The following is a 26620-nucleotide window of genomic DNA, read 5'->3' on the forward strand; positions in this document are numbered from 1 at the left end:
CCGATACGTTCCCCTGCTATGGGGCACCTGCGGCTGAGCACCGACGAGCTGATCGCCGTCGGCACCGACCTGCGCACCGTGGCGCGCGAGTTCGAGGACGCCAACGCGACCAGCGACGCCGTCGCCGAGGCCGTCGGGCACGCGGGCCTGGCCGCCAAGGTCCGGGACTTCGCGCACGGCTGGGACGGCCACCGTGCCGAGATGCTCGAGGAGATCGCCCGACTGGCCGACGCGTGCACCGGCATCGGCGACAACTTCGAGCGCATCGACACCGAGTTCGCCGCGGCCCTGCGCGGTCACGTGTGAGCCGGCCGTACTCCTGGTACCCGTTGGCGACCAGCGACCCCGTCCCCGGCGACCCTGCCGTCGTCCGCGCCGGTGGCGACCACTACCGCCAGGTCGCCACCGCCATCGGCGATGCCGAGCGCGTCCTGCGCGCACTGGTCGACGCCCAGGACGCGGTCTCGGAAGCGGTCGACGCGATCCGGGACCGCACGCACGCCGTCGCCGACCGCATCCGCAGAGCGCACGCCAGGTACGACGCCGCCGGTGACGCCCTTGTGCGGTACTCCCTCCAGCTCGACCTCGCCCAGACCCAGTCCCTCGACGCCCTGCACACAGCCCAGTCGGCCCAGCACTCCTTGGACCTCGCCGAGGACGCCGTCCGCCGCTCGCGGATCCTGCTCGAGGACGCCATCGACCTCGGCGAGGACACCACGACCCAGCAGCACGCCCTCACCACGGCCCGCTCCGGACGCTCCGACGCCGAGATCGACCTCGCGCGCGCCCGGCTCGCCCTCGCCGAAGCCGTCGAACGCCGCGACACCGCCGCGCCACGTGCCATGGACGAGCTCGACACCGGCATGGACGACACCCTCCACGACGGATGGTGGGAGGACTGGGGCGCAGACGTCGCGCAGACGGTGTCGACGTGGGCGGGGAACATCAGCGCCGGCCTCGGCGTCGCCTCGCTGCTGCTCGGCTGGGTTCCCGTCCTCGGCCAGGTGCTCGTCGTCGCCGCCCTCGTCACAGCGGGTGCGGCACTGATCGCCGACACAGCACTCGCACTCAAGAGCGGCGATGGAGCCGACTGGTTCAACGTCGGCATGGGCGTGCTCGGATTCCTCTCGTTCGGAGCGAGCAGGTACCTGACCAAGGCGCTCGACGCCTTCCAGGTCGAGGCGTCATCGGTCTCGGCGCTGGCGCAGCGGCTCGCGAGCCGCAGGCTGCCGGGGCCGACGCGGGCGGCCACGTCAGGTCCCCGCCCCATCGGTGCGCCGGCGGAACGCCCCTCGCTCGCCACGACAGCAGACCGCACCACGCCCTGGAGGAACCAGGTGCGAGCGGCATGGGACAAGGTGCGCGCTCTGCACGGGAGTGACCGCGTACTGGCGCTCGCCGGCCACGGGGACGTCGCCCTGACGAACAACGCACTCCAGGCACAGCTGCTCGACTCGTTCCCCTCACGGCCCCTGTCCGCCATGGTCCTGGTCTGCCCGACGATCAAGGGCGCGGCGCTGGAGGCGGGTGCCGTCGTCCTCTACGCAGGTGATGTGGCCATGGCGTACACGTCTGTCAGCAAGGCGGTCGTCGAGGCGGCAATCGGCCCGCGACCATCTCCCGCGGCGCGTCTGGGCCTCTGACATGCACCGCGATCTCGAAAGGACATGACGTGACCCAGCGGCGGATCCACTCGCTCACGTGGCGACCTCCCGACGACTGGTTGTCGTGGAGCCTCGACGCCGTCGTCGAGGCCCGCACGGACGCCGCAACGCTCGCCGACGGCCGCACCCTCGATGCGCTCATGGCAGCAGTCGCAGAGTTTCAGACGATCGTCACGCAGGAGGTGCCCGGAACCGCCGCGGCAGCGTTGTGGGTACCCGATCCACAGACCCGCGAACCGTTGGCGACAGCGGCCTTACGGGTCACCTCCCCGGGGCCGGAGGGGCGCTGGGACCTGGAGGAGACGCTGGACTTCGCGCGGTCGACGGTCAGGGTCCCAACCGGCGTGAAGCTGCTCGACGTCGCCGCGCTCCCGACGACCACACCGGCAGGTGACGCCGTCATCCAGATCGTCGACAGCCGTCCGCGTTTCGGCCGTCGCGTCAACCGGGAGTGGGTCTGGTTCATCCTGCCTCCCAGCACCCAGGAGACCTTGCTCCTTCAGGTCCAGTGCGACCTCGTGCGGTTCTTCGACGAGGTCTCCGACCTGACGGCGGAGATCGCCGACACGGTCGCCGTCGAGCTGGAACCGGCGTGAGTACGGGACGCGACGACCAGCGCCCGGCGCTGCGTGCGCCGCTCGGGCCCGAGTCGCCATGAGCGGGGTCGTCGACGGGACCGTCGCCGTCCTCCTCCCCGACGACTGGGCCGTCCTCGACCTCGATGACGACACCGCACGCACCGCCTGCGTCGAGGACCTGGTCCAGCGCCGGCTGGGCGGGGTACCGGACCTCGCACCGTTGCAGGCCGCCATGCGGCAGGAGCTGCTGCGGAGCACCGAACGGGCCGCGCGAGCGGGCGGTGTGCTGATGGCGCTCGCCGTCGGCACCGGCGGCGCCCCGCCCGTGCCCGCGTCCCTCACGGTCTACCGGGTCCCGGGGAGTCTCGACGCCCGGGGACGCGCCGCCATGACCAGCGTGCTCGCGAGCGACGAGCCAGGGCACACGCTCGACCTCGGTGAGGGTCCGGCCGGCACGGTGCTGCGGCGGGTGCGGCCGACCGGTGCGTCGTCCGGCCTCACGGGCGATAGCGAGGTCCCCGCGCTCGTCGCCGACTACTGGGTCGAGCCGACGCCCGGCGCCCAGCTCGTCCACCTCGTCTTCTCCAGCCCGCTCGTCGATCTGCGCGACGAGCTCCTCGGACTGTTCGACACCGTCGTGTCGTCGGTCCGCGTGCTCCAGCCCGCCACACCCCGCACCCCCCAGGAGGACATGTGAACCGGCAGTCGAGCGCCCGCACCCTGCAGGTGATGGGCGTGCTCGTGTTCGCGGTCCTGTCGTGGCGCCGTGCCGTGTCGTCCGACGTGCCGTGGTGGCCGTCGGTCCTCGCTGCCGTCGCGCTCGTCGCCGCCATCGCGGCGGGGGTGTGGTGGTGGTCCCGCCGCGACGACGGGAAACGGCGGCGCACCGTCACCGCGCGGCCCGGGTGGCACACGCAGGCGGTGTGGGCGGAGGAGACGCTCGGGGCGTCGCTGGCCCAGCTCGGTGCGTCAGCCCGCAAGGTGCGAGGCGGCACGCGGTTGACGTTCGCTTGGTCGGCGTCCGGCGTCGAGGTCTGGCGCGGCGACGACGTGCTGCTGAGCCGGCCGTGGTCGCAGGTGTGGACGATCACGGCCACGACCGGGCGCGCGGCGTCCACCGGCAACCCGGCGGTCGAGCTCGTGACGCGGGAGTCCGTCCGGATCGTGCTCGTGCCGACACGGCGGCCCGACGGCGGGATGCTGCCCGCGAGCGCGAGCCAGGTCGACGCCCTGGTCGGGGAGCTGCGCGCGGCGCGGGAGGCGGCCGGGTCGGCGGTGACGCCCTCCCATGACGGGACGTCGTGACGGTCGCGCACGTCGCCGAGGGACGGTCGGCAGGACCGCGGGCGGGGTGGCGTGGTCGAATAGTGCAGGATCCTTCGGATGCGGCGACCCCTCCCACTGGCGCCGCCGACCTCAACACGTCCACCCGACCTGCCGATCGGTGAACACATGAGCATGCCCCCGGACGACCTGCCGCGCTCCCCCACGGGACGGCTGCCGCGGTGGGTCCCCGAGGAGGCCGCGGACAGCCAGGAGCCGCCCCCGCCGCCGCCCGCGGAGTGGGGCGGGTACGCGCCCGCGAGCCCACCGCCCGCGGAGTGGAGCGGGTCGGCTTACGCGAGCCCGCCGCCTGCGGACTGGAGCAGTTCCGCGTCCGAGGCCCCGCCGCCCGCGGAGTGGAGCGGGTCCGCGTACGCCGGCCCGCCGCCCGGCCGCAGCCGGCGCAGCCTCGTGACGCGTCTCGCGGTGGTCGTCGCGGTCGCGGTGCTCGGCTTGTGGCTGGCCACCACGGTGCTGCCCGCGTTCCTGCGGGATGCCGACGCGCCCTTCCTCGACGGCGTCGTCGCCGGGCGCGTCCCGGAGCCCGCACCCGAGGTCGCCGCGCTCGCGGACGAGATGTACCTCACGCAGGAGGGGCGCGACCTGCTGTACATGGCGGAGCCGGAGCTGCTGGGTGCCGAGGAGTTCGCCGGTCGGTGCGACCGTGGCGACTCCGGTGCGTCCGGCGGCGGGAGCGCCGTCGGCTGTTACCACAGCACCGCCGGCGGCATCGAGACCGGCGGCCGCATCGTCATCTACACGCCCACCGACCCGCGGCTGCGTGGCTTCGTCATCGAGACCGCCGCGCACGAGCTGCTGCACGCCGCCTGGAACGAGCTCACGAGCGACGAGCGGGACGCGGCGGCGACGTCCCTGGCGACGGTCCTGGCCGGCATCGACCCCGCCGACGACATCCACACCCAGATCGCCGGGTCCGTCGGCACCGAGCCGGCCAACCGGCCGACCGAGCTGTTCTCCTACATCGGCACGCAGGTCTGGCAGGAGGGCGGGCTGGACCCCGCCCTCGAGGCGCTGTACGCGCGGTTCATCGCCGATCGGGCGGCGCTGGTGGGCGTCCACACGGCGTTCGAGGGGCAGATCGACACGATGACCGCCGAGGTCACGTCAGCGCAGCAGGCGCTCGCGCAACGGCAGTACGACCAGTCGCTCGCCGCCGCGCAGCTCGAGGCCGACATCGCCAGCCTCGCGCAGTACCGCGCCACGATCGAGCAGGAGGAGGCGCGGCTCGCCGCCCTGCCCGCGTCCGAACGGGCTCGTTCACTGCTCTCGTGGACGTGGCGTGACGGCACCGCCCTGCCCGAGGCTCCGGCCGCCGACCTCATCGCCGACGCCCGTGCGCTGCTGGCGCGCGACGAGGCGGAGATCGCCACGCGCGGGGCCGCGATCCAGGCCACCGCCGCGGAGGTCGCGGCCGAGCAGACCCGGGTCGAGACGATGAAGACGGAGCTGGAGGCGCTGTTCGCGCAGCTGAACCCGACGGGGAGCTGAGGCCCGGCGGCGCGGTGGCCGTGGCTCGGCGCCGGGTCGGCCGGCTCGTCGGACCTCCCCGCTACAGTCCGGAGGGCCTCGGTGGTGCCCTTCAGGACGGGCCGATGCGTACCGACATGGAGATGTTGGGCTGCGGACGCGCCCGACGGCCGAGAGGACGCCTGTGAACGACCCGGACCACCACGGCGACGTGGGCGAGGCGGCCGGCGCGACGATCTCGGTCACCGCGCTGCCCGTCCTCGGCTACGCGATGGCCCACAGCCGCATCGGCGTCATCGACGAGGTCACGGTGACCGGAGTCGCTGCCGACTCGCGCGGCGCGTCGCTCGAGGTCGACGTCGTGTGCGCGAGCGGGTCCCTCGGCGGACCCAAGGTGCACCTCCTCGACCTGGCCGCGGGACAGCCGACCATGCTGCGGGCGGTCGACCTGGTCCTGGACCCGGCGCGCATGCTCGCGGTCGACGAGCAGCAGCCCGGCCAGATCCGCACGGTGCTGCGCGACGCGGCCGGCGCGGTGCTCGCCACCGGGTCCGTCGGCGTGCAGGTGCTCGCGTCGCACCAGTGGATGGCCCGGCCCGCGCACCTCGCGCTCGAGATGCTCGCCGCGCACGTCCAGCCGAACGCGGCCGCGATCGCGCCGCTCCTGGTCGAGGCGTCGGACCTGCTGCGCGCGTCCACGGGACGCTCCGCGCTCGACGGCTACCAGTCGGAGGACCCCGAGCGCGTCGACGCGATCGCCGCGGCCGTCTACGACGCGATCCGGGCGCGCGACGTGCGGTACGCGGAGCCGCCCGCGTCGTGGGGCGACGTGGGCCAGAAGGTCCGGACGCCGGCCGAGGTGCTCGAGGGGCGCCTCGGCACCTGCCTCGACACGACGGTGACGTACGCGGCGGCGCTCGAGCAGGCGGGGATCAACCCGACGCTGTGGCTCTTCGCGGGGCACGTGGTCGTCGGGTACTGGCGGCAGGACACGACCCTCGGCATGGTTGCGACGTCCGAGGTCGCGGACCTGGTCAACCTCGTGGACCTGGGCCTCGTCGGGCTGGTCGAGACGACGGTGCTGACGGGAGGCGTCGAGTCCCAGCCGTTCGAGGTGGCGCGGCGGGCCGGGCGGAGCAAGCTCGCGCGGGACCTCGCCGACGCCGTGGGCGTGACGGACGTCCGCCAGGCGCGCCTCGCGGGGATCTTCCCGCTGCCCAGCCGTTCGGTGGGGGCCGACGGGCAGGTGGTCGTCCACGAGTACTCGCCCGGCGCCGGGCCTACCATCGAGGCGTACCGCGGGTCCCCGTCGGAGCGCGCCGCGGACGACCGCCGCGACGTTCCCGCGCGCGTCGGCCGGTGGAAGAACTCCCTGCTCGACCTGAGCCTGCGCAACCGGCTCATCCACTACACGGACCGGGCGGGCTTCCGCCTCGAGGTCCCGGGCGAGGCGCTCGGGCGGCTCGAGGACCAGATCAGCGCCAACGTGCCGATCCGGCTCGTGGCCTCCGACGTCGTCGCGGAGGTCGACGCCGCGCGCGGCATCCGCTACGGCCGGGACCTGCCCGAGGAGACGCGCGAGCTCCTCCTGGCGGACAAGCGCTCCGCGTACATCGACATCACGTCCGCGTCGTACACGAGCAAGCTGCGGTACCTGACGTACAAGGCGAGGACGATCGTCCAGGAGACGGGGTCGAACAACCTCTACCTCGCGTTCGGCATGCTCAGCTGGCGGTTCAACGACCGGGACCTGCGCTCGCCGCTCGTGCTGGTGCCGGTGCACCTATCGACGACGAGCCGCGGGCAGGCGTACCGCATCCGCGTCGACGAGGCGGGCGCGTCGACGCCCAACTACTGCCTGCTGGAGAAGCTGCGCGTCTCGTTCGGGCTGGAGATCCCGGGGCTGGCCGAGCCGGGTGAGGACGCGTCGGGCATCGACCTGGCGGCGGCGTTCGACGCGGTGCGGCGCGCGATCGCGGTGGCGGGCCTGCCGTTCCGCGTCGAGGAGACGGTGGACCTCGCGATCCTGCAGTTCGCGAAGTTCCCCCTGTGGAAGGACCTCGACCAGCACTGGGAGACGCTCACGCAGAACCCGCTGGTGCGGCACCTCGTGCACACGCCGCTCGACGCGTTCGCCGACCCGACGCCCCCGCCCCAGGACGTCGACCTCGACCTGCTGGACGCGGCGGTCCCCGTGCCGGCGGACAGCTCGCAGCTCGAGGCCGTCGCCGACGCCGTCGCGGGCCGCACGTTCGTGCTCGAGGGCCCACCGGGGACGGGCAAGTCGCAGACGATCACCAACCTCCTGGCGCGTTCGCTGGCCGAGGGGCGGCGCGTGCTGTTCGTCGCCGAGAAGCGCGCGGCGCTCGACGTCGTCAAGACGCGGCTCGAGGCCGTCGGCCTGGGGCACCTGTCGCTGGACCTGCACGACAAGGGCGCGCGCCCGGCGGCCGTCCGCGCGCAGCTCCGCGACGCGCTGGCGCTGCACGCGACGCCGGACCTCGACGCGCTGCGGGCCGGCTCGGAGACCGCGTCCGCCGCCCGCCGACGCCTCGCCACGTACGCGGCCCGGCTGCACGAGCAGAACGCAGCCGGGCACTCCCTGTACTCGGCGCGCAGCTTCGAGCTCGCGTCCGACCCGGCCATCACGCCGCTGGACGTGCCCGCCTCGCTCGTCGCCGGCGGGAGACCGGAACAGCTCGCGGAGATCCGGGGCGTCCTGCGTGAGCTGCCCGACGTCGCCGACCTTGCCCGGCCCCGCCCGCGGCACCCGTGGCGGTTCGTGGACGTGCGGCCGGACGTCCCGTTCGACGTGGGTCGCGCGCACGCCGCGGCGCAGCGTCTCGACGCGGCGATCGCCGGTGCGCAGGCGCACGGTCTGGACCTTCCCCGGCTCGGCCGGCTGCGCTCGGCGCAGGACGCGGCGACGTGGGCCCGGCTCGCCGACGCCCCCCGGTACCCGCTCGCGACCCTCGCCACGCTGCTCGACACGACGTGGCGCCCGCACCTGCAGCGCGTGCGCGCGGCGGCGGACGCGCTGGCCGGCGGAGGCGAGGAGTGGCGGCAGGTCGTCGCGCCCGTCGTCATGCTGCGCGACGTCGCCGCCGTGCACGCGGCGGCGCTCGCGGCAGACGCGTCGGGGTTCTTCGGACGCAAGAAGCGGCGTCGGGCGGTGCTCGCACAGCTCCTGGACGCGCTGGTCGTGCCGCCGTCGCAGGTGCCGCTCAAGCAGCTGTCGACCCTGACCGGGGACCTGGCCGCGACGTACGCCAAGGTCACCGAGCTGCGCGCGCTCGCGGCGCAGACCCCCCTGCCCTTCGCCGCCGACGGCTGGAACCCCGGTGACCCGCAGGCCGCGGCGTGGCTGCGCGACAGCGTCGACGTGCTGATGTGGCTGGGTGAGGTGCTGGCCGTCGACGGGACGGCCCGGGGGGACGACCTGCGCGCGTTCTACTCGGGAACCCCGCAGGGTCACGCGCTGGCGCCGCTGACGGAGCTGGCGGAGAGCTGGTCCGGCCTGGACGCCGCCATCGCCACCGACGGATCGGCGCGGGAAAGGTGGGCCGGCGACGACGGCTTCCTCACCGCGTGGTGGACGACGCGCACGGACCGCCGCCTGGAGTCCACCGCAACCCTCGACCACTGGGTGGGGCTCGTGCAGCACCTCGAGCCGCTGCGGCGCAGCGGCATGGACGTCGCCCGCCGCGCGATCCTCGACGGCCGCGTCCCACCCGACGAGGCGGTCCTCGCGTTCGACCGCGGCGCCGCACGCACGTCGCTGGCCGAGCGTGCCGAGGCGACCGCGCTGGGCGACTTCGACGTCGCGGCGCACAACCGCACGATCGAGCGCTTCACGCAGGCGACGCGCGCCGTGCGGGCCGAGCTGCCGCAGGCGATCCCCGAGCAGGTGCTGGCGCTGCGCCGGTTCGACGTGACGTCGGGCGCCGGGCAGATCGGCGGGCTGGTCCGCCAGCTCAAGCGCGAGCGCGGCGGCATGACGGTGCGCGCGCTCATGGAGCACTACGGCGAGCTGATCACGCAGATCATGCCCTGCACGCTCATGAGCCCCGAGTCGGTCGCGCGGTTCTTCCCCGCCCGGCCCGGGCTGTTCGACGTCGTCGTGTTCGACGAGGCCTCGCAGATCCGCGTCGCCGACGCGATCGGCGCGATGGGCCGGGCGTCGTCCGTGGTCGTCGTCGGCGACAGCAAGCAGATGCCGCCCACGCAGGTCGCGGAGACCAACGCGACCGCCGAGGACGACGAGGAGGTCACGGTCGAGACCGTCGTCGACGAGGAGTCGATCCTCTCGGAGTGCGTGCAGGCGCGGGTGCCGAGCCGGTGGCTGTCGTGGCACTACCGCAGCCAGGACGAGTCGCTCATCGCGTTCAGCAACCGGCTGTACTACGAGGACAGGCTCTCGTCGTTCCCCGCGCCGCTGCCGGGCGACACCCGGGCGCACCCCGCGGGGTACGGGATCTCGCTGGTCCGCGTCGACGGGACGTTCCAGCGGTCGGGTCGCGGGAAGGCGCTCCGTACGAACCCCGTCGAGGCGGACGCGATCGTCGCGGACGTGCGCGCCCGCTTCGCCGCGTCGCCGGGGCGCGCACCGTCGCTCGGGATCATCACGTTCAACGCCCAGCAGCGCGACCTCATCGACAACCTGCTGCGTGACAGCGGCGACGAGCGCATCGTCGCCGCGCTGGACGAGGCCGACGGGCTCTTCGTCAAGAACCTCGAGAACGTCCAGGGCGACGAGCGCGACTGCATCCTGTTCTCCGTCGCGTTCAGCGCGAACGACCGCGGCGTCGTGCCGCTGAACTTCGGGCCGCTGTCCAAGCCCGGTGGCGAGCGGCGGCTCAACGTCGCCGTGACGCGCGCCCGGCGGCAGGTGGTGCTGTACGCGAGCTTCGCGCCCGAGGCGCTGCGGGCCGAGGAATCGACGCAGGTGGGGACCAAGCACCTGCGCGCGTACCTGGAGCTGGCGGCGCACGGCGTCGAGGTCGCGGCGGCGGACGGGCGACGACGCAGCATCGTGGACCACCACCGCGACGACCTGGCTGCCGAGCTGCGGCTGGCCGGGTACGCCGTGCGGACCGACGTTGGGTTGTCGGACTTCCGCGTGGACGTGTCGATCGCGGCCGCGGACGACCCCGACCAGCCGCTGGTCGCCGTGCTGCTCGACGGCCCGACGTGGCACGCGCGGCGGACCGTCGGCGACCGCGACGGGCTGCCGGTGGAGGTCCTGCAGGGGCTCATGCGGTGGCCCGGGGTCGAGCGGGTGTGGCTGCCGGAGTGGGTGCAGCAGCGCGAGGAGACGCTGGCGCGGTTGGCGGCGGCGGTGGAGCGGGCGCGGGAGGTGCTGCGGGAGGCTGCGCGGGAGGCGGAGCGTGCCGCGGTGGTTGATGAGGTTGCCGACGCCGCGGGGGCGAGGGCTGCGGGGGCGACGGCATCGGACTACGGGTCGCCGGCGGTCGAGGCGCTGCGGTTCGTCGGGGAGGGTGACGCGCTCGCGTGGGACGTGGTGGATGAGGTCGTCGAGGACGGGGTCGCCGACGTCGATGCCGTCGAGGGCGGGATGCTCGCCGTCGCCGGCGGCTCGGTTGTGCTCCCCGCGAGCGAGGCGCACGCCGGGTCACGGGCCTCCGTGCTGGACCTTCCCGCTGTGCCCGTGCGTCGGCACCCTGCGGTCCGGGACTACGAGGAGTGGTCCCCGGGCGTCCTGGGCACGGTCTCGACGCTCAACCGGTTGCCCGATGCGCGCGCGGCCGCGGAGGTGCGTGCGGCGGTCGTCGACGCGATCACCACCGAGGGCCCGATCCACCCCGACCGCCTCGCCAAGATCGTGGCGGGCGCGTACGGGCTGGGGCGCGTCGGTGAGGAGCGCAAGGCGGCGATCAGGCGGCTCGTGCCGGCGGAGAACCAACCGGCGGGTGACGACTTCTACTGGCCCGCGGGCGTGGAGCCGCGGACGTGGTTCGAGGTACGGCGTGCGGCCGACGGGACGAGCCGGCCGGTCGACGAGGTGTCGCTCGTGGAGATCGCGAACGCCCTGCGCGTGGCCGCCGAGGAGACGGGGGGTGCGTCGGCGGACGAGCTCACGCGTCGGGCGCTGCAGATGTTCGGCGGGCGGCGCGTCACCGAGTCGATCGGGAAGCGGCTGGACGCGGGGCTCGCGCTCGCGCTGGCGTGGGGACGCGTGCGGGTGCGGGGTGTGGGGACGTACGTGAGCGGGGGGTGAGACCGCGCGGCCGGCGATGCGCTGTCCTCGTAGCGCCTGACCGCGCGCTCCCGCAACCCGTCGCGCGTCGAGGTCACGGTCGATCCCACGCTCATCCGCCAGGCCATCACCTGATCCCCGCTCACGAGGAGACCCACGGTGCGAACAGCATCACCCGACCAGATCAGCGACCTGCTGCGCGCCTTCGGAGCCGTCACATGGCCGACCGGGCGGCAGACCGCGCTCGACCTCGCCGCCGCGCGCGGGTGGTCCGTGGAGCTCGAGACGAAGAACTCCGTCAGCTTCATCACGAACCTCGGCACCAACGACGACAGCGCCCGCGCGCTCGTGCTGTCGGACGAGGCCACCGGCGGACTCCTCGACAAGCTCACCGTCAACGTCTCGGACGCCGAGGCGGCGACGCCGGCAGAGCTGAGGAAGGCCTACACCGACCTCTGCGCGGTCGTCGAGAAGACGCTCGGCGCACCGGTCCACGTGGAGCGAGGGTCGACCCCGCGGATGTTCTGGGACCTGAACAGCGGCGGGCGGGTCGGCTTTCAGCGGCTCGACGACATCGTGATCATGATCCTGATCTCGCACGACGCCGCCGACCTCCTCCGCGAGGACAAGCGCCTGGGCCTCGACCCGAACCGCATCGCCGGGGCGGGGCACGGGGCGTCGGGACGTACGTGAACGGGGCAGAGGGCGCGGCGTCGTCCCGGCGTCGACGTCGGGTGTGGACAGCCGATTCGCCCCACGGCCACGACCCGCTACGGTGCTCCGCGTCCGTTTCGTCCCGTTCGTGAGGTGCTGCCGTGGCACACGCCGCCCCCCTGGTGCAGCCCACCGAGGCCGCCCCCCCACGTGAGTGGTGGCAGGTCTGGGCGCAGCGTCGCGCCGCCTGGTGGGCCGCACGGCCCGTCCTCGCGCTGCGGTGGGCCAGGATCCGGGCCGTCGGGCTCTGGGTCGGGCTCGTCTGGCTGCTGGGGCTACTCGTCCTCGTGCCGGACGTACGCCTGTCGGTGCGGGCGTGGCTGGGTTGCGCCTGGGTCGTCATCGCGTGGTTCTTCCTCGCCCGGACGAAGACCCTGACGTGGAGCGCGTACCTGCGGTTCTTCACCGCGTGCATCCCGTGGTCGATCGGCATCGGGGTGCTCTCGACGTGGCTGGCCGCCACGGTCCTCGACGTGCGCGTGGGCAGCAGCGGGCCCATGGTCGGGATCGCGTCCGTCACCGAGGAGACCCTCAAGCTGGTGCCCGTGGCGCTGGTCGCGCTGCTGGCCCCGCGACGCGCCTCACGGTTCGCGACGACCGACTGGCTGCTGCTCGGCCTGGCCTCGGGGACGGCGTTCCTCCTGGCCGAGGAGACGCTGCGTCGCCTGCGACTGTCGGGCGGCGGGCTGGTCGGGCTCCTGGAGCGGCTGCTGAACGGCGGGAGGCTGCCGGACAGCTGGATCCGGTTCGGCACGTGGCCCGTGCCGAGCGACTGGGACCAGTCCGGGGCAGGCTTCGGCGGGCACGGCGTGGTCACCGCCATCGTCGCCGGCCTGGTCGGGCTCGCACTCGTGGCCGCGCGGCACGTGCGCGGCCGGGTCGACCGTACGGCCCTGCTCGTGCGGGTCGGTGCGGTCGTCGTGCCCGTGATGGCGCTGGTCGTCGCGATCGCCGACCACGCCGCGTACAACGGCACGTACAACGGCGGCGGCTCCATCGGGGGTGGCGCAACGCCGTACTGGCTGGACCCCGCGACGACCAACGTGCCGTGGTGGATCCGCGCCACGTGGTCGGCGTTCGGGCACGGCCACCACCGGCCCGCCTTCTTCGTGCTGCTCGCGGTCGTCGCCCTCCTCGTCGACGGCGCCCGCCTCGCGCGCGTGCCGAGCGCGGCACTGGTCGAGACCCCGCGCCCGGACTGGGTCGACCAGGCGATCGTCCGCTGCAACATCGCCACCGCTACCTGGCCGGCCGCGTTGCGCCGCGCGCCCGCCGTCGTCACGCTGGCGGTCCTCGGCACCGCGTGGGTGGTGGTGCGCGATTGGACGACGGCCGTGGCGGCGTTCGCGGCCGAGCCGGGCGAGTCCCGGCGCGTCGCCGCCCAGCGCGGGCTGACGGCGGTGACCGCGCAGCGCGCCGCGCGCGAGCTCGGCTACGAGCGCCTCGCCGGGCCCGTCGACATCACCGTGCGCCGCGGGGTGGCGGCGGGAGCCATCGTCGTCCTGCTGCTCGGGGCCCTCGTCCTCGCGCCGGTCACGGCCGCCGGGCTCGACACCCTGTACGACCACCCGAGCTGGCTCGCCGGCGTCATGGACGCCATCGGGCGGTGGTGGCACAGCCAGTCGCTCGGCACGCAGATCCTCGTCGGTGCGGGCGTCGTCGCGCTCGTCGCCCTCTCGGGCGGCTCGCTCGGCGTGGCCCTCGGCGCCTCGGGTGTCCTGACGTGGGGCCTCGACAAGAGCCACGGCATCGCCACGTGGCTCCGCGACCCCCGCCAGGCGACCCGCGACTACCTCCTCACCGCCACGCCCTTCCAGATGGTGATGGACGGCGTCGCGATCGCCACGACGTTCGCGCCCGGCAGCTTCATCCGGTCACGGGGTGCCGCCGCCGTGCGTGGTGCGGTGGACGATGTCGTCGAGGACCCGGGACTGTGGCTGGCGCAGAAGCGCAGCACGGTGCAGAACGCACCGATCCAGAACCCGGTGCGGGCGGGTGCGTCCCATCAGGTCTCGAAGAAGAGCATCACGGACCAGGTGACATTCCAGGCGAACGAGCACACGCAGGCGCTGACGCAGCGCCAGGCGGCCGCCGCCACGCACTCTGCCAACCGGGCAGCGGTCACTCGGGAGCTGGATGTCCTCAGAGACGCGGGGCTCCCCGTCACGCGGTCGGATCTGGTCGACCGGCGGTTCGACGAGACCGTGCGAAGGCTCGAGGACGCCATCGAGACGGACCCGTCGCTCAGTCCTGAGCGTGCAGCAGAGCTTCTCGGGCGCGTGGACGGTCTCGAGCAGGTCCTGCGGGCGGAGCGCGACAGCCTGACTGCGCTGAGCCGCGCATCCGCGGACCTGGGCGAGGCGGCAGGCCGCGACGCTCTCCGTTCGCAGGGCGCCGACATCGTCGTCGACGGTGCCGGTGCCGGGCGGGACACGATCGACATCGTCGGACTCACGAGGGAGCGGGACCAGCTGCTCTTCGTCGAGGCCAAGGGTGGGGGCAGCCAGCTGAGCAGCTCTGGCCGCGTCCTGCCCGACATGACCAGGGCCCCTCAGGGGTCACCCGCGTACCTGGCCGACGTCGTCCGCGTGGACAAGGCACTGCAGCAGTGGCTGCGTGCCAACCCCGACATCGCACAGGGCCTGGTGGACGGCACCGTGACCCCGCGCTATCAGCTCGTCCAGGCCGCAGCGAACGGTACGGTGCGGATCTTCGAGCTCACGGTCGACCGTTCGCTCATCCTCAAGGCCATCCCCTGACCCCGTTCATGAGGAGAACCACGATGCGAACAGCATCACCCGACCAGATCAGTGACCTCCTGCAGGCTTTCGGCGCCCTCACGTGGCCGACCGGACGGCAGACCGCGCTCGACCTCGCCGCCGCTCGCGGGTGGTCCGTGCGGCTCGAGACACGGAACGCCGTGCGGTTCACCACGAACCTGGGCACCAACGACGACCGCGCGCGGGCGTTCGTGCTGTCGGACGAGGCCACCGGCGGAACCCTCGACAAGCTCACCGTGAACGTCTCCGACGCCGCCAAGGAGGCACCGGCAGAGCTGAAGAACGCCTACACCGACCTCTGCGCGCTCGTCGGGACGACGCTCGGCACGCCGGTCCAGGTGGACCGCGGGTCACTCCCGCGGACGTTCTGGGACCTCGAGAACGGTGGGCGGGTCGGCGTCCAGCAGCTCAGCGACATCGTGATCCTGATCCTGCTGTCCCGCGACGCCGCCGCCCTCGCACGCGAGGAGAAGCGGCTGGGGATCGACCCGGATCGAGTTCCCGGGACGGGGCACGAGGACCTGTGACGATCCGCGTCGCAGGTCGGACGTCTCGGGACATTCCGCGCGGGCCCGGCGCGCCCTAGAGTGCACGCAGCCGCGCTCATCGCCACGGGAGGTGCACGGACATGCGCTCCCCCGTCGTCCCGCTGGCCACCGCGGTGGCCATGATGCTGCTCGTCTCGACCGCGGCCTGTACCGGGCCGGCGACCGGTGGCGTCGTGGCGAGCTCCGCGCCGACCACCCCGCCGGCCCCGAGCCCCGAACCGCCATCGTGGGAGAGGGTCTTCGCCGCCTGGAGCACGGGCGTCGCGCGCGTGGCGTCGACGAGCTGCGACGGCACCTCCGCCGGCTCGGGCTGGCTCGTCGCGCCGGACACCCTCGTCACCGCGCACCACGTCGTCGAGGGCGCGACCGCGATCTCGCTGCGTTTCGGTGCAGACGTCGTGTCGGGGCAGACGGTGGCCGTGGACGTCGAGGCCGACCTGGCAGCCGTCTGCCTCTCCGAGGACGTGCCCGCACGCGCGCTGACCCTCGCTGACGAGCCCGCAGCCGTCGGTACCGCCGTTGCAGCACTCGGCGACCCCCACGGCGCGCCGCTGGGGATGACGCAGGGCGCGGTCGCCGCGACGAACCTGCGGGTCAACGTCGAGGACGAGGACCGCTACGGCCTGTTCCGCACGGACGCCGCCCTCAACCCCGGCAACAGCGGCGGACCGATCCTCACGGTCGACGGGGACGTCGTCGGCGTCGCGGTCGCGGGAACCTCCGGACCCGGGGACGGCTACGCCGTCGGCCTGGAGACGCTGCAGAAGTTCCTGCGGGCGAAGGACGCCGGCACGGCGGCCACGCCGACGCCCGTGACGTGCGAGACCGCCTGGGACTGGACACGATCACCGCCACCACGGTCCTCCCGACGGTGTCGAGCGAGCACCCAGACGCCCCGTCGATCGCCCAGACCATGCAGAAGTGCGCCGAGTCGATCAACACCGGGTCCACCGGCACCGTCTGGAGCCTGCTGACGCCGCGGATGCAGGAGCGCGTCGGCGGTATCGAGGCCTACGCTGAGGGCCTGGCGAGCTCCACCTGGCATTGGTTCGACGTCGAGAAGGTCGAGGCCGTCGACACGACGACGGACCGGGCGGTCGTGTCCTTCCGAACGTGGCAGGACGCCAAGCACGGCCCCGGCGGCGCGACCTGCAGCTTCTGGCGCGTGACGTACACGCTCGCGCTGGATGCCGGGTTCTGGCAGATCGACGCGGCCGCGCTCACGGACGGGGCGCCCGCGGTGTCGTGCGAGGACGAGGAGTTCTACGGGGACTGAGGCGCCGCGCGGTCAGCGGGCATGCGCCACGCGGTCGAACCGCGCACCTCCGGCTTTGCTCGGCACGACCGGCAACCCGTGAGCGACATTGGAGCGCCTTCCATGCGAACAGCAGCACCCGAGCAGATCACCGCGATGCTCGTCGTCTTCGAGACAGTGCCGTGGCCCGCGGGAAAGGACGTCGCCGGCGCCCTGGCGGACGCGCTCGGCTGGACGGTGAGAGCCGACCTGCCGAACGGCGTGCACTACGTGACCGCCCTGGAGACGAACGACAGGCGGGCCGACGTCCTCATCGAACCGGACGGCGCAGGCGGCGGGACGATCGTCGCCCTGACCGTCCAGGTGTCCGACCGCGTCGCCGACGCACCCGCCGACCTCGATCAGGCGTACCGGTCCGTCGTCGCGACGGTCGAGGACAGGCTCGGCACGCCGGTCCGCGCCGACAGCTGGACCAATCCGCGCACCGTGTGGGACCTCGCGACAGGTGGGCGGATCGCCGTGCAGCGCCTCAACGCCGGCGTGTCGCTCGTCCTTCTCTCGCAGCGGGGCGCGGACCTCGAGCGCGAGGAAGACCGGCTCGGGATCGACCCGAACCGTGTCCCTGGGACGGGGCACGAAGGACTCTGACGGTGTGTCCGCCGTCAGACCGCCCCGGCAGAAGTGGACGCTGGATCAGACCGACCTGGTGCGCGATCTGGCTCGCGCCGAGGGGTCGAGCTACGCCAACCACTTCGACCTCTCGATCGCCCGCAAGCGCACCCCTCGCCATGACGTGAGCATCCAACCGGGCACTTCGACCCGGATGAGACCCGATGACTCATCCGGCCTGCTTTACGACGTGGCCGACGGACTGGGGGACGGCGGCGGGACGACATCGTCCCGGTCCTTCTCGGCCAGTGCCGCTAGGTCCGGGGCAGGGTCGAACACAGCCCGAGGAATGGGGACGGTGTCGCAGTACTCCGCCGTCAGCTCGGTGCCATCGGCGAGCAGGAAGGGCTCGAGAGGCGGGCCGGCGCCCCGCACTCGGCGGTGACCGTCCTCCATCAGCTCGACCATGTAGATCGCGTCGTTCGGCCATCGGTTGCCGTCGTTCTCGGGCGGCAAGGTCTCCCGTTGGCTGACACATGCGGCCACCTCGGCGCTCTTCCCGTCGTCGGCTACACGCACTGCGACCGGTGCGAGAGGACGGGGCCCTGGGTACACCTTGGGCGTCCCGTACAGAAGGTCCCCCTCCACCCTGTTGACGAACCCGCCGATACGGAAGTACGTCCAGGAGTCGACGAGATCCGGGCGCGAGAAGTCCGCGACGTTCGACGCTCGAGCGAACGCCAGCTCGGCGGCCCGCACCGCTCGGACCCAAGGGTCCGACTCGAGAGGCCCTGTCGGCTCCCCGTCCACCCACACCAGGACCGGGTCGGCCGCAGGCTCGGGGTCAGCACACGCCGCCACCATCACGGCTGTGAGCGACACGACGACGACTAGACCGAGTCGGGACGGCGAACCCCATACGGTGGACGTCGCCAGCGAACTTGCGTTACGTGCCATCACGCCCCCTCAGCCAGGGTCAGATCGAGCCCGGTCGGCACCAGAGAGGTGTTCCGCAGCGCGTCCTGGACGATGCCCGACCCGAGCGCCTGACGGGTGGCGGCGCGCTCCGCACCCACGAAGCCGGCATGAGCCTGAACGGCGCTGGCGAACCACGCGACAGCGGCGGCATCGACCCTCAGATCAGCCATGCCCTCGCCCTTCTGCGTAAGGCGGATCGATCACGCGGGCACCTCTCGACTGCTGAACGTCTCACTCGGGCGGCGATCCCCGCCGGTTTCACGACGCCGCCGAAGGGTCGCTCGAGGCCGGCGGCACGACGCCGTCCGGCCCCTTGGCCGACAACGCGTCGAGATCCGGCGGCGGATCGAAGGTCGCTCGCGGGATCGGCACGCCGTCGCAGTACTCGGGCGTGAGCTCTGCACCGTTAGGGAGGACGAAGGGCAGGGTGGGCGTATGCCCGCCGGTGACGAAGCGACCACCATCGTCGGCGAGCTCCAGCAGGTAGAACTCGACGTCGGGCCACCGGTTGCCGTCATCGCGCGGCGGGTGCGCCTGAGGGGCGCCCACGCATGCTGCCACGACCGCCCCTCCATGGTCCTCATCGACCTGCACTGCCACCGGTGCGACAGGGCGGGGGCCGAGGTAGACGTGGGGTGTCTCATGCAGGAGGTCGCCCCGGACGGCCGCCTCCAGACTGCGCACCGCGAAGTCGTCCCATGTGGAGGTCAGCGCCGGGAGCGAGAAGTCAGCTGCATTGGACGCCCATGCGTATGCGAACTCGGCCTCTCGTACGACGCGGACCCACTCGTTGGACTCGAGGGGGCCGTCTGGCGGCCCGCCGATCCAGACGAGTTCCGGCTTCGCCGGCGGTACCTCTTCGGCCGGGCCGCAGGCGCTCAGACCACCGAGCACCAGTGCGCCGGCAGCTGCAGCACAGCACCTTCGCCGCCGTCGGCCACCCGGGGCGCTCTCAGGGTTCCCTTTCTTCGTCATGCACCGACCTCCTTCGCGTCGTTGGCCGCGCTTTCGGTGATGGCCAGGCGCATGGCACCGGACACGTCGTCATAGGTCTGCTTGAAGACTGCGCCGTCCGTCAGCGACGTCGACTGGACAGCGGAGTCCTCACGCAGTGCGGGCCCATCCCACAGGTCAGCGCTCCGAAAGGTGTGGGAGGCCCTGGCGAAGTACTGCTGGATCGGCTCTGCGTCAGGCATGCGGACAAACACCGGGGGGAGTTCATCGGGGGTCAAGAGCTTGATTGCCGTCTCTTCGATGTGGCCGACCGCGGCGTCGAGCCCGAGAGCGACGATCGGGTGCGGGACCAGAGCAAGCGCCGCGTCGACTGGGACACCCGCGAGACCGACAGCGCTGCGCACCTGGTCCGAAGCTCGTTGGTGCTCGGCTTGCATCGCTCCGTTGATAGCACCATCCGCGACTCCCCACACAGCCGCGAGACGCTTCATCACGAGGCTTGGCGAAGCCGTGCCCTCGGTCGCAGCGTTGAGCGCTGCCGCTTCATACGCGAGGAGAGCATCACGAGTGTGGGCGTAGCCCGCAGTCTGGCTGGTGGCGGCCGCGAGAACCCGAACCAACTCGTGACGGGTGACGGTGGCTGTCACGACACCTCCCGCCGCGAACGGAGTCGCCACCCGTTCCCATGCCACCGCCGGTGACTCCGGCCCACGGATGACCCCGACCTCGATGAGGCCGGGAAGCTGCGCCTCGATGGCTTGCGCCAGCCGGAGGGAACCGGCCTCACTGATGTTCTCCGTGCGCAGAAGCGCAGCATTCACCTGAAGCTGCTCGAAGACCAGGGTGTTGATGGCCGCTGCCTGCTGCGCTAGCAGCGGCGCCTCCGCACTCTGGATACCTGCCCAGAGCGCTCCGAGTCCAGCGAATCCGTCGGACGCCACAGTCGACCAGTCCCGCTGTCCGAACCAGTACTCGATACGGTCTCGATCGAATCGGGGCCGATCGAGTGACCAGTCGACGGTTCCGCCGGTCAACCAGTCGCGGGCGGCCTGCGGATACGCCCCGAGGGTTGCCAGCACGTGCGCCGCCGGGTCGTGGACGGCAAGGCCCAACGTGATCGCTCCCGGGTCCGTCAGACCCTGACCGACGGAGCTCGGTCCATCCCGCCACGCCTCGCCACGACCTCGTTCCACGGCATCGAGCTGGTCGGCCATCGCCACCGTGAACGACTCGCTCATACGGGCCCCGGAGGAGTCGGCGAACAGGTACCCGATCACGCTGCGAACATCGCTGCTCGTGGTGGCGAGGCTCACCATGCCCGCAGCGAACGCCTGCGCCATCGCAGGCGTCCACGCAGACGATCCGGTAGCCAGACCAGAGCGGATTGCAGCAGCCGACGCCACGACCGCAGCGTTGCGCTGGTCCGCCTCGTGAACCCGCGAGTACCCGAGGGCCGTCAGCAGACGCACCGTCCGGGCCCCACCCAGGGCCAGGAACACCGCTGACATCACCCCCGCATCGCCACTCCACGCCTCGACGAATCCGGTGAGCGAGCCCACCGCGGCACTGTCCTGCGGGTCGTCCACCACCGCATCCACGGTCTCCGCGAACCACCGCGCCAGGAACGCCCGCTGCTCCGCCGTCACCGTCCCCGCCGAGCTCGCCGCCAACGCCTGCACCAACGGCACGTCGACGACCGCGTCGACCCCGGTTCCCGGCGCGTACGCCCCCATGACCTCGACCCCGACCAACCGCGCCGCGGTCTGGCGGTCCAGGTCCTCCCGCTCGTCACAGCACGCGACGAACGCCCGCAACCCCGCCGCGGCGTCCCCCACCGCTGCACGCCACACCCGCAGCTCGTCCGCCGCTTCCGGCACCGGCGCGAACGCCGGCACATCCGTCCACGACCACGGCACGGCACCCACCCCGCCGGCCAACGCCGCCACCGCGTACCGCTCCCGCGCGGCCACCGCGCGCACCCGCGCCGTCTCCACCTCGTCCCGGGCCGCCATCACCCGACGCTCCAGCCCCCGCAACGCCGCGCCGTACCCGGCCAGCACCTCGGCCACCTGCCGGCACCCGTCGGCGGCATCGTCCCACCCGGACGCCAACCGCACCGACCGCTCCCCCAACGCCGACGCCCACTCCCCGACGGACGCCCCCACCAACCCGTCCCCAGCCGCCCGCACACTCACCGCACGAGTCGCGAACCGCTCCGCACGCGCGAGGTAGCCCGCGACCAACCCGTCGACAGCCTCGACATCACCGGCCTCCGGCGAGCGCTCCAGCACCCCGAGATCCACGCGCACTCCCTGTGACAACCGGACGAACCGGGCACACCGTACCGATCTCGCGCGGTCCCGCGAACGCGTCATCCACAGCCGCTGGAGACGGCATGCCCTCCGCAGCCGCACCCGAGCGACCAGCGGAGACTCAGCAGTCCGGTGGCTGGGGCCGGTCGGTGCACAGGTCGGCAACGAGCCGCGACGTGCGCTCCTCAGCCGTGAACGGCGCCGATGCCGTCGACGTCGTCGCGGACCCGGTGACCTCTCGCCACGTCGGGTCACCGTCGACGCGGTAACGACCCGCCCACTCAGTGGTCAGGGTGATCGCGTACGTCCCGGGCGCCTCGTACTCGTGGAACGTGTCGTGGCCGGGGTGTGCGTGCCCTGGCGACCGCGTCACCAGCTGGTGCCCGTCACCGAAGTCGTACGTGAACAACCGCGGCATCGCCTCGACGTCGATCCCGAACCCTCCGAGGGTGGTGCGCAACGGGACCGGCGTCGGGTCGGTCATGACGATCGTCTCGATGTTCACCAGCACCCAGCCGCGGTCCGGCTGCAACCGGAGCGCCGGCGCGGGGATGGGGAGGGAACGGAAGTCCTCGACGGTGAGGACGGGGAGAACGGGGCCACACGATCCTTCGTCGAGGCGCTCCCAGGGACCCACTCGCCCATCGGGATACGTCAGCTGCCGCCACGTGGGCTCGATGGGCACCTCGTCGCACTCCAAGGTGCCCGTCGTGGGGATGCCCGACTGGCACCACCCACCCGCTGGTGCGGGCACCTCGCCCCCCTGCCCGTCGAAGCAGATGAGGCGATTCTGGTACGTGGGGACGGGTTGAGGTTCGGCCGCGGGCCGACTCCCTGACCGAGGTCGTGCTCCAGCCGTTGAGGCGGCCCACCCCTTCCAGAGGTTGACGGCGCCGTTGCCCATGTCCGCGGCGCTGGGGAGCTTGTCGATGTCATCGGCGTTTCCGCCTGCAGCTGCGGGCCCTTCGATAGCGAGAACCGCCGCGAGCCCGACGACGACAGTGAAGACGGTGCTCCACTGTCGCCTCATCCCACGGCCTCGGAGCTCTCCTCGAGAGGCAGCACGCCCATCTCGTCGACCCGCCATCCATCTGACCAGCTGAGCGCGAACACTGCTCGATGCTCACCGCCCGTGCCGCTGCCGACGGGCTCTCCACTTGCGCCGAACCGCTGAGACGGACTCTGGATGATCGTCAGGTCGACGGAGAACCACTGGTCCTCAGAGATCTCGACCGACTTCGACGATGTCACCGTGAAGGTCGAGCCTGAGCTGGTCTCTCCTGCATCGACCATCCCGTTCACCGACGTCGTCACCTCGGTGCAGAACCCGCACGTGTCCAGCGCCATCGCGCGCCAGGGTGCTGTGTCCCGCGTCGCGAACGTATAGCCGTACAGGTCGAGCACGTACGTCGCCGCCGCGATCGCACCGTCGGTCGTGGGCTCCGCCATCGCGGCGGGCTTCTCGGGCAACTGCGTCAGGTCCGCAGTGGCCGACGGCGTCGGGGTAGGCGTCTCCTCAGCCGTCGGCGTCGTCGGCACGTCCGCCGGTTCGGCGCCGACGCACCCGCCCACGGCCAGCAGCGTCGTCAACGCCAATGTCGTCGCCGCGCGCCGCCAGGCCCACCCCGTCTTCGGCATGGCGGACAACCTAGCCCGAACCGGACACAGCGAGTCGGGGTTTCACCGCCTGTGGACAACCCGCCACGTCCTCGGCCTCAGGGCCACCGTCACTGCACAGGCCAGGTCGACAGCACCGTGGGAGATGCGCGCGGAAGCCTCGACGTCAGCACTCGATCACGGGTCGAGCGGCGCCCCGAGCAAGCTGCGGGCTCTGGCGTACTTCGCGACGAGCCGCTGACGGGTGCCCTCGTCGAGCAGCGCCAGGCGCGCCGGGTCGGTGTTGTCGGCCAGGTCGGCGGACTTCACGGCGACCGCGATCGGGTCACGGTTCACCGCGGCGAAGTAGTCCTCGACGCTCTGCCCGGGCACCTTGCTCAGCGCGACGACCGCCGCGACCACGTCGGCGGGGATACCCGCCGCGCGCAGGTCGTCGGGCGTGACGTCGGTGTCCTCGACGACGTCGTGCAGCCACGCCGCCGCGACGACCCGCTCGTCACCGCCGGCGGCGGCCGCGTGCCCGGCGACGCGAGCCGGGTGGCCGATGTACGGGGCACCGGCCTTGTCGACCTGGCCGCGATGGGCGTCCGTCGCGAGCTGGCGGGCCGTGGTGACGAGGTCGGTCATGAGGTCCTCCCAAGGGGATGCATCCGGGCAACAGTGCCAGGCGGCTTCGGTCCTCATGGCAGTCTGCGGTCGGTCCACAGCCCCGGGCGTCGTCACACGGAGCTCTCAACACCCGCCTTGGCCACGACCACGGCGAGCTGCACCCGGCTGGTCATGCCGAGCTTGTCCAGCGCACGCGCCAGGTGGGTCTTGACGGTGGCCTCCGACACGAACAGCTGACGCGCGATCTCCGCGTTCGAGGTGCCCTCGGTGACGGCACGCGCGATCTCGACCTCCCGATCGGTCAGCAGCTCGAGCCGCTGCTGCGCCTCACGGCTGGCAGCGGCGACCGGATGGGCGTTGAGCTGGGCCATCACGGTGCGGGCGGCGCGGGCGGAGAGCCAGCCGTCGCCGAGAGCCACCGCACGGACGGCGGCGACGATGTCCTCGGGCGACGAGTCCTTCGCGAGGAAGCCGTCAGCACCGGCATGCACGGCGTCGAGGATCGCCGACTCCGTGTCGAACGACGTCATCGCGATCACGCCGGGAGGCGAGGGCAACGCACGCAGCAGCGTCGTGGCACGGATGCCGTCGACGCGCGGCATGCGCAGGTCCATCAGCACGACGTCCGGGTGGTGCGCCTGCGTCTGCGTGACAGCGTCGTCACCGTCACCCGCCTCGGCGACGACGTCGATGTCGTCGGGACGCAGGATGGTGCGCAGCAGACGACGCACCATGGGGTCGTCGTCGACGACGAGTACGCGGATCACGTCGCAGACGCTATCGGCCACCACCGACAGCGAGGGCACCGTCCTGCGTGCGGGAGCTCAGGGCGATACGGGTGCGGGCACCGGTGCCGGCCACGGCAGGTGGACACGCACCACGAAGCGCCCGTCGTCGGGACCGGCGTCGAACCGACCACCGAGCGCCGCGGCCCTCTCCCCCATGCCCACCAGCCCGGCACCCCCGGCCGTTGCCGACACGTCGGCGACCAGCGGGTTGCTGACGACCACGTCGACGCCGTCGCCGGGCCGTGCGCGCAGGTCGACGTCGACGCGCACCCCCGGGGCGTGCTTCATGGCGTTGGTGAGCGACTCCTGGACGACGCGGTACACGCCCCTGGTCAAGGCCGGTGGTGCGTCGTCGCCGCCGTCGACGAACACGGTGGCGCCGATGTCCACACCGGCGTGGCGCGCCTCGTCCAGCAGCGTCACCAGGTCGGCGAGGCGCGGCGCCGGGCCGCCGTACCGCTCGGCGCTGTCCGCACCGACCGTGCGCAGGCTGGAGATGAGCGTGCGCATCTCGTCGAGCGCCCGGTGCGCCGAGGACCGCATGGAGCGCGCCGCCTCGGGGACGTCCGTACCGGGATCGTCGGCCGCGACCTCGAGTGCCGCCGCGTGCAGCGACACGAGCGAGAGCTGGTGCGCCACGGTGTCGTGCATCTCCCGCGCGATCAGCTCGCGCTCCTCCTGGCGCGTGAGCTCGGTGCGCAGGTCCGCGGCCTGCGCGCGCAGCGTCGCGGCCTGACGTTCGCTCTCGTCCGCCGCACGGCGGGCGCTGCGCGCGGCCGCACGGAAGCGCCGGACGAGCCCGACGACGACGGCCACGGCGAGCACGCCGGCGCCGAAGCCGACGTACCCGGCCCCCGTCAGGTACGTCCGCTCGCCGCCGGCGTTCTCTGCGGCCCACATCACGGCGTCGCCCTCGCGCCTCCAGTCCCTGGCCATCGCCGCGACGACCGCCGCGCCGGTGGCGGCGGTGCACCAGGCGGCCGTGCGCCTGCCGGCCGTCGCGAGCACCCACGGCAGCGCGATCAGCGGCGCGAGCGCGCCCACCGGCAGGAGGACGGCGGCGGCCGCCGTGCCGAGGCACACCGGGACCGGGAGCCGGCGTCGCCAGATCAGCGCAGCCCCAGCAGCGACGGCGACGAGCATCAGCAGTAAGCCGAGCAGCGCGTACGTCGGCGCGACGTCCGGGCCGGACGGCACGCCGAACGCCACCTCTGCCATCCCCAGGAACCCGGCGGTCAGCACCGCCACGGCGGTGCCCGGGGTGTCGGCCCACCTGCGCCACCAGGGCGCGGCGCGGCGGTCGGGGGCTGCGGCCGCCGGGGACGTGGACATGGCAGGAGCGTAGGTGCGACCACCGACGTCGGACGTCCGTCGAACGGTCAGCGACGGCCGGCCGGACGTCGTCCGACCGGTCAGCCAGGTCGAGCCGATCAGCCGACCCGGACCGGACCCGCTGCGCCGAAGGATCGGGGCACACCAGCACCGACCCGCACCAGCACCCGAGGAGCTCCGATGAGCCAGCCCGTCCCCACCGACCCGACCAGCACCCCCGCCGAGCCCTCCGCCGCACCCCGACGTTCCTGGTTCGCGCGGCACAAGGTCCTGACGACCCTCGGCGCGATGGTCGCGCTCGTGGTCGTCGTCGGCGCCCTGGGCGGCGGTGGCGACGACACACCCACCGCCGCGCCCGCTCCCGCCGGCACCGTCGAGGCGGACACCGCGGCCGCTCCCGCAGCCGAGGAGCCGGCCGCCGAGCCCGCCGAGGAACCCGCGACGCAGACCGCGAGCATCGGCACCCCCGTGCGCGACGGCAAGTTCGAGTTCACGGTGACGTCCATCGAGGCAGGCGTCGCGCACGTCGGCGACGACATGTTCGGCAAGGACGCCCAGGGCCAGTTCACGCTCGTCCACATGACGGTGACGAACATCGGCGACGAGGCCCAGTACTTCGACGGCTCCAGCCAGAAGCTCGTGGACGCCCAGGGCCGAACCCACTCGGCCGACGGCTCGGCCGCCATCTACCTCGGTGACGCCGAGTCGTTCCTCAACCAGATCAACCCCGGCAACAGCGTGCAGGGCACGGTGGTCTTCGACATCCCGGCCGACGCGACGCCCGCGAGCCTGGAGCTGCACGACTCGATGTTCTCGGGCGGGGTGACGGTCAGCGTCGGCTGAGTCGACGCGGG

23 protein-coding genes are annotated in these 26620 nt (G+C 72.8%); 14 read left to right on the forward strand and 9 right to left on the reverse strand.

Translation table 11 applies throughout. The features are described from left to right. Positions 1–18 precede the first annotated feature (18 nt). From NP048_RS17080 to NP048_RS17140, 13 genes are all read left to right on the forward strand, one after another. On the forward strand, positions 19–306 hold the full coding sequence (locus NP048_RS17080) for a hypothetical protein (RefSeq protein ID WP_227575234.1): 288 nt from the start codon (positions 19–21) through the stop codon (positions 304–306). After that, positions 303–1643 carry a putative T7SS-secreted protein gene (locus NP048_RS17085; protein ID WP_227575233.1) on the forward strand — a complete coding sequence of 447 codons (1341 nt, stop codon included), beginning with the start codon at positions 303–305 and terminating at the stop codon, positions 1641–1643. The genes NP048_RS17080 and NP048_RS17085 overlap by 4 nt, the downstream gene beginning before the upstream one ends. Before the next feature lie 29 nt (positions 1644–1672). Continuing rightward, positions 1673–2260, forward strand: coding sequence for a hypothetical protein (locus tag NP048_RS17090; protein ID WP_227575232.1), 588 nt, complete (start codon positions 1673–1675; stop codon positions 2258–2260). A 58-nt stretch (positions 2261–2318) separates the two neighbouring features. Continuing rightward, a complete protein-coding gene (locus NP048_RS17095) occupies positions 2319–2939 on the forward strand; it encodes a hypothetical protein (RefSeq protein ID WP_227575231.1) in 621 nt (206 codons plus the stop codon). Continuing rightward, positions 2936–3547 carry a hypothetical protein gene (locus NP048_RS17100; protein ID WP_227575230.1) on the forward strand — a complete coding sequence of 204 codons (612 nt, stop codon included), beginning with the start codon at positions 2936–2938 and terminating at the stop codon, positions 3545–3547. Before NP048_RS17095 ends, NP048_RS17100 begins: the two co-directional genes overlap by 4 nt. A gap of 147 nt (positions 3548–3694) precedes the next feature. Continuing rightward, positions 3695–5074 (forward strand): hypothetical protein, encoded by a 1380-nt coding sequence (locus NP048_RS17105; protein ID WP_227575229.1) that lies wholly within the window; start codon positions 3695–3697, stop codon positions 5072–5074. Between the two features lie 163 nt (positions 5075–5237). Further along, the gene (proA, locus tag NP048_RS17110; protein ID WP_227575228.1) at positions 5238–11291 is read left to right on the forward strand and encodes an anti-phage protein ProA; all 6054 of its coding nucleotides are present in this window, start codon (positions 5238–5240) and stop codon (positions 11289–11291) included. Positions 11292–11429: 138 nt separating this feature from the next. Next, positions 11430–11963 carry a DUF6301 family protein gene (locus NP048_RS17115; protein WP_227575227.1) on the forward strand — a complete coding sequence of 178 codons (534 nt, stop codon included), beginning with the start codon at positions 11430–11432 and terminating at the stop codon, positions 11961–11963. Between the two features lie 122 nt (positions 11964–12085). Continuing rightward, complete coding sequence (locus NP048_RS17120; protein WP_227575226.1) at positions 12086–14743, forward strand: hypothetical protein; 2658 nt, start codon at positions 12086–12088, stop codon at positions 14741–14743. Between the two features lie 23 nt (positions 14744–14766). Beyond that, positions 14767–15291, forward strand: coding sequence for a DUF6301 family protein (locus tag NP048_RS17125; RefSeq protein ID WP_227575225.1), 525 nt, complete (start codon positions 14767–14769; stop codon positions 15289–15291). 101 nt (positions 15292–15392) lie between these two features. Next, entirely contained in the window at positions 15393–16286 is an 894-nt protein-coding gene (locus NP048_RS17130) for a S1 family peptidase (protein WP_227575224.1), read from the forward strand. After that, positions 16226–16588 carry a hypothetical protein gene (locus tag NP048_RS17135; RefSeq protein WP_227575223.1) on the forward strand — a complete coding sequence of 121 codons (363 nt, stop codon included), beginning with the start codon at positions 16226–16228 and terminating at the stop codon, positions 16586–16588. The genes NP048_RS17130 and NP048_RS17135 overlap by 61 nt, the downstream gene beginning before the upstream one ends. Positions 16589–16609: 21 nt before the next feature. Further along, positions 16610–17215, forward strand: a complete 606-nt coding sequence (locus NP048_RS17140) for a DUF6301 family protein (RefSeq protein WP_256769337.1) — start codon at positions 16610–16612, stop codon at positions 17213–17215. A gap of 204 nt (positions 17216–17419) precedes the next feature. Here the strand turns inward: NP048_RS17140 and NP048_RS17145 are convergent, their stop codons facing one another. The 9 genes from NP048_RS17145 to NP048_RS17185 form a co-directional block, all read right to left on the reverse strand. Next, on the reverse strand, positions 17420–18058 hold the full coding sequence (locus NP048_RS17145; RefSeq protein ID WP_227575221.1) for a hypothetical protein: 639 nt from the start codon (positions 18056–18058) through the stop codon (positions 17420–17422). 74 nt (positions 18059–18132) lie between these two features. Continuing rightward, positions 18133–18324: an alpha-mannosidase gene (locus NP048_RS17150; RefSeq protein WP_227575220.1), complete on the reverse strand. Its 192-nt coding sequence runs from the start codon at positions 18322–18324 to the stop codon at positions 18133–18135. A gap of 88 nt (positions 18325–18412) precedes the next feature. Next, positions 18413–19048 (reverse strand): hypothetical protein, encoded by a 636-nt coding sequence (locus tag NP048_RS17155; RefSeq protein WP_256769338.1) that lies wholly within the window; start codon positions 19046–19048, stop codon positions 18413–18415. A 77-nt stretch (positions 19049–19125) separates the two neighbouring features. After that, a complete protein-coding gene (locus tag NP048_RS17160; protein WP_227575218.1) occupies positions 19126–21411 on the reverse strand; it encodes a hypothetical protein in 2286 nt (761 codons plus the stop codon). Positions 21412–21541: 130 nt separating this feature from the next. Continuing rightward, positions 21542–21952, reverse strand: a complete 411-nt coding sequence (locus tag NP048_RS17165) for a PKD domain-containing protein (protein ID WP_256769339.1) — start codon at positions 21950–21952, stop codon at positions 21542–21544. Between the two features lie 494 nt (positions 21953–22446). Continuing rightward, positions 22447–23058, reverse strand: a complete 612-nt coding sequence (locus NP048_RS17170) for a DUF6318 family protein (protein WP_227575216.1) — start codon at positions 23056–23058, stop codon at positions 22447–22449. Positions 23059–23214: 156 nt separating this feature from the next. Next, positions 23215–23664 carry an HD domain-containing protein gene (locus NP048_RS17175; protein ID WP_227575215.1) on the reverse strand — a complete coding sequence of 150 codons (450 nt, stop codon included), beginning with the start codon at positions 23662–23664 and terminating at the stop codon, positions 23215–23217. A gap of 92 nt (positions 23665–23756) precedes the next feature. Continuing rightward, positions 23757–24413, reverse strand: coding sequence for a response regulator (locus NP048_RS17180; RefSeq protein ID WP_227575214.1), 657 nt, complete (start codon positions 24411–24413; stop codon positions 23757–23759). Positions 24414–24470: 57 nt separating this feature from the next. Next, complete coding sequence (locus NP048_RS17185; protein WP_227575213.1) at positions 24471–25766, reverse strand: sensor histidine kinase; 1296 nt, start codon at positions 25764–25766, stop codon at positions 24471–24473. 180 nt (positions 25767–25946) lie between these two features. On the opposite strand from NP048_RS17185, the gene NP048_RS17190 reads away from it, so the two are divergent. Then, positions 25947–26609 (forward strand): DUF4352 domain-containing protein, encoded by a 663-nt coding sequence (locus NP048_RS17190; RefSeq protein ID WP_227575212.1) that lies wholly within the window; start codon positions 25947–25949, stop codon positions 26607–26609. Positions 26610–26620 lie beyond the last annotated feature (11 nt).

The sequence above is a fragment of the Cellulomonas xiejunii genome (assembly GCF_024508315.1).
GTDB classification, from domain to species: domain Bacteria; phylum Actinomycetota; class Actinomycetes; order Actinomycetales; family Cellulomonadaceae; genus Cellulomonas; species Cellulomonas xiejunii.